The sequence below is a fragment of the Pseudomonas sp. MIS38 genome (assembly GCF_019891575.1).
Lineage (GTDB): Bacteria > Pseudomonadota > Gammaproteobacteria > Pseudomonadales > Pseudomonadaceae > Aquipseudomonas > Aquipseudomonas putida_A.
This window is the reverse complement of the sequence record NZ_JAFLXF010000063.1, coordinates 1-620: the sequence shown is the minus strand read 5'-3', so window position 1 is coordinate 620 and position 620 is coordinate 1. Positions and strand designations below refer to the sequence as shown.

Here is a 620-nt window from a genome sequence, read left to right as displayed (position 1 = left end):
CGAGGAAGAAGGTATTCACTACCACTTCCAGCACAGCGCCACGGCGCACAAGCTGGTGTTCGGCGATGACCAGACGGTGTTCCCGAAACTCCAGCCTGTGGCCTACCAGCAAGACTCCGGCATGGTCGCCAGCAATCCGGTGATCAAGCGTTTCGACCTGCGCCTGGAAACCCGTACCAGCCGCACCACGCGCCGCGATTACGACTTCGAAAAACCGCGCCTGACCCTGGAAAGCGAAAACCGCGGCGACGCCCTGCCCGACCTCGAAGACTACGACTACCCGGGCCGTTTCATCGACCGCGAGCGCGGCAAACACCTGGCCAAACGCGCCCTCGAACGTCACCGCAGCGACTTCCAGCTCGCCGAAGGCAAGAGTGATCAGCCACTTCTGGTCAGCGGTCATTTCCTCGCCCTGACCGAGCACCCGAAAGCCAAATGGAATGACCTGTGGCTGCTGACCGAAGTCCTGCACGAAGGCAAGCAGCCGCAAGTGCTGGAAGAGTCGGTGACCAGCGACACCACTGCCCTCAAAGACGATTTCCATCAGGGCTACCGCAACCGTTTTCAGGCGACCCCGTGGGACGTGCCGAACCGTCCACCGCTGCGCCACCCGAAACCGC

1 protein-coding gene is annotated in these 620 nt (G+C 62.3%); it reads left to right on the top strand.

Annotated features, from left to right (window positions below):
• Positions 1 to 620, top strand: a 620-nt coding sequence (gene tssI / locus J1G18_RS27860) for a type VI secretion system tip protein TssI/VgrG (RefSeq protein WP_223009609.1), incomplete at both ends; no start/stop codon positions are given.